At 72.0% G+C, this 3322-nt stretch carries 4 protein-coding genes and 1 riboswitch; of the genes, 3 read left to right on the top strand and 1 reads right to left on the bottom strand.

Annotated features, from left to right (window positions below):
* Positions 1–430, top strand: a 430-nt coding sequence (locus AC3XYG_RS09645; RefSeq protein ID WP_489139607.1) for a thiamine phosphate synthase, incomplete at its 5' end; no start/stop codon positions are given.
* A gap of 129 nt (positions 431–559) precedes the next feature.
* Here the strand turns inward: AC3XYG_RS09645 and dapF are convergent.
* On the bottom strand, positions 560–1396 hold the full coding sequence (gene dapF / locus AC3XYG_RS09640; protein WP_489139606.1) for a diaminopimelate epimerase: 837 nt from the start codon (positions 1394–1396) through the stop codon (positions 560–562).
* A gap of 96 nt (positions 1397–1492) precedes the next feature.
* Positions 1493–1676: riboswitch (cobalamin riboswitch) on the top strand.
* 99 nt (positions 1677–1775) lie between these two features.
* Between dapF and AC3XYG_RS09635 the strand changes: the two genes are divergently transcribed.
* A complete protein-coding gene (locus AC3XYG_RS09635; protein WP_489139605.1) occupies positions 1776–2378 on the top strand; it encodes a GNAT family N-acetyltransferase in 603 nt (200 codons plus the stop codon).
* A gap of 191 nt (positions 2379–2569) precedes the next feature.
* Positions 2570–3322 (top strand): signal recognition particle receptor subunit alpha (locus AC3XYG_RS09630; protein WP_489139604.1); only part of this gene is annotated, 753 nt, incomplete at its 3' end.

Below are 3322 nucleotides of genomic sequence, written 5' to 3'. Positions count from 1 at the left end.
CGATGAGGCCGACGGGCTGCACCTCGCCGCCGGGGGCGATCCGGCCGTGGCGCGCCGCCGTCTCGGCCCCGCCGCCTTGATCGGGGCGTCGTGCCATTCCGGGGACGAGGTCGCCGCGGCGATCGTAGCCGGAGCCGACTACGTCACCCTGGGGCCGCTGGCGCCGACCGCAAGCAAGCCGGGCTATGCGCCGACGCTGTCCCTGGCCGAGGCCGGAGCGATCGCCCGCCGCCATCGCGGCCGTGTCATCGCGCTGGGCGGAGTCGAGCCGGCGCTGGTGGCCGGGCTGATCTCCGCCGGTTTCGCCGGGGTCGCGGTGATGGGCAGCGTCATGCGCGCCGCAGCACCCCGCACGGTGGTCGCGGAGCTGCTGGCGGCCCTGGGCCACCGCGCCGATCGTAGGTTGGGTTGGACCTCAGAGACCGTTTGAAAATGCGCTGGTGTGAGTCGGGTGGCGGTGGTTTCGAGAACCGGCGCGCAGCGGACGTTTGGGTCCGTGAGCACCGGAAGCGGAGACACCGCCGTCAGACGGCCGCACCAGTAGCATTTGCAAGCGGTCTCAGCCGTCCAGCAGGCCGCGCGACAGGATGCCGGCGAAGCTGGTCTCGGCCGGGCCGGTCATCAGCACATGGCCGTCGCTCTCGCGCCATTCGATGATCAGCGTGCCGCCGTCCAGCACCACCCAGACGCTGCGGTCGGTTAGGCCGCGGCGGATGGCGGCCACCGCGGCGGCGCAGGCGCCGGTGCCGCAGGCCTGGGTCACGCCGACGCCGCGCTCCCACACCCGGTAGCGCAGCCGGTCGCGGGCCAGCACCTGGACCACGCCGATATTGGCGCGCTCGGGGAACAGCGGGTCGTGCTCCAGCACCGGCCCGACGCCGTCGATCGGCACCGCCTCGGCATCGGGCACGAAGAACACCGCATGTGGGTTGCCCATCGACACGCCGACCGGGTCCGCCAGCAGGCCGGACGACACCGGCAGGTGCAGCGTGTCGGCCTCATGCGCCAGCGGGATGTCCTGCCAGCCCAGCCCGGCCGGGCCCATGTCGACGGTGACGCTGTCGGGGGTGGCGCGGCACTGCAGCAGGCCGGCGCGGGTCTCGACCACCAGCGCATCGACGCCGGTGTCGGCCATGACCAGCGCCGCGACGCAGCGGGTGCCGTTGCCGCAGGCGCCGGCTTCGGTGCCGTCGGCGTTCAGGATGCGCATGAACACGTCGGCGCCGGTACTCTGCGCCGGCTCGATCACCAGCAGCTGGTCGAAGCCGACGCCGCGGTGCCGGTCGGCGATGCGGCGGGCTTGGTCGGGATGGATCGTGACCGGCCGCGCGCGGGCGTCCACGACCACGAAATCATTGCCCAGCCCATGCATCTTCCAGAACGGCAGCCCGTCCATCGCCCACTCCCCAGCTCTCTCACCCTCCATATGGCATCATCCCGGCCCCCGGCGCGAGGGCTCAGTCCTGCGCGGTCGACAGGGCGGGGGCCGGCGGCTAGCATGACGGCCGACGGTGCCCCTGATGACCGGGGTGAAAAGGGAAGCCGGTGTGATGCCGGCGCTGCCCCCGCAACTGTAAGCGGCGAGCCCGCGCCCGAAGCCACCGGATCCGTCCGGGAAGGGGGCGCATGGGCCGTGACCCGCGAGCCAGGAAACCTGCCGTCGGGATGGTGCGTGTGACGGGGCGGGGTGTCCCGGGCGGCGCGTCGGGCGTGATGGGGGATCCTGTCCGCGGCCGGCCCCTCCCGAGATCCGCCGGCAAGAGGGGAGAGAGGCTGTGGCGTCCGATCTGACCGTGCGATCCCTGGGGCCGGCCGATGTGCCGATGCTGCTCGACATGCTGCGCGAACTGGCGGCGCTGGAAGGCGCCCCTGACGCCATCACGGCGCAGCGGGCCGACCTGGACGAAGGGCTGGCCGAGGTACCGCCGCGCTTCCGTGGCCTGATCGCCGAGGATGGCAGCGGCGTCGTCGGCTACGTCACCTACACGATCGACTATTCCGTGTGGTCGGGCGGCGATTTCATCCGCGTCGACGACGTCTATGTCCGCGACCGGGCCCGCAGCCGCGGCGTCGGCCGCCAGCTGATGCGGGCGCTGGCCGATATCGGCGTGTCCCAGGCGATGCGGCTGCGCTGGGAGATGACGGCGGGCAACGCCGCCGCCCGCCGCTTCTACGACACCATCGGGGCCGAGGCGATCCCGGGCGAGGCGAAGACGATCTGGCGCTGGTCGGTGCCGGCGATGGAAGCGTTCCTCGACCGGGCCGCGGCGCTGCAGCCGGATGGCGACGGCGAGGCGACGCTGTCCGGCGTCAGCCCGGGCCTGCCGGGCGAGGACGGGTTCATCCTGGTGCTGCGCCGCGACGGTGCGGGCCTGTGAAAGCCCGTCGCGCCGGCCGTCATTCCGGCCCTTGGGTTGACTCCGGCGCGTCCGCCGCCTAAAAGACCGATCGCCGCGGGATCGTCCCGCAGCGAGACCCCAAGGGGTGCCGCCAGTTCGCGAGTGTCGCGCACTGGCGCTTTTCCGTTTGGAGTCACGCGATTGTTTGAGCCACGGGATTCGGGGCGATCATGTTCGAAGGTCTGAGCGGCCGTCTCGGCGACATCTTCGACCGGCTTCGCAAGCGCGGTGCGCTGACGGAGGCCGATGTCGGCGCCGTCATGCGCGAAGTGCGCGTGGCACTGCTGGAAGCCGACGTCGCCCTGCCGGTGGTCAAGGACTTCATCGACAAGGCGCGCGACCGGGCGGTCGGGCATGAGGTGCTGCGGTCGGTCACCCCCGGCCAGCAGGTCATCAAGATCGTCCATGACTGCCTGATCGAGATGCTGGGCGGCACGCCCGGCGAGATGCCCGACCTCAACGCCACGACGCCGATCAACCTGATCGCCGTGCCGCCGGTGCCGGTGCTGATGGTCGGCCTGCAGGGCTCGGGCAAGACCACCACCACCGGCAAGCTCGCGCTGCGCCTGAAAGACCGGGACAACAAGAAGGTCCTGATGGCGTCGCTGGACACGCGGCGCCCGGCCGCGCAGGAGCAGCTGAAGATCCTCGGCGAGCAGATCGGCGTCACCACCCTGCCGATCGTCCCCGGCCAGGAGCCGCTGGCCATCGCCCGCCGCGCGCTGGAGCGTGGCCGGCTCGAAGGCTTCGACGTCGTCCTGCTCGACACCGCCGGCCGCCTCTCGATCGACGAGGAGCTGATGGCCGAGGTGGTGGCGATCCGCGACGCCACCAAGCCGAGCGAGACCCTGCTGGTCGCCGACGCCATGACCGGCCAGGACGCCGTCAACGTCGCCCGCACCTTCCATGAGCGGGTCGGCATC

It is taken from the genome of Inquilinus sp. (assembly GCF_057815775.1).
This window is presented reverse-complemented; position numbering and strand designations above follow the sequence as displayed.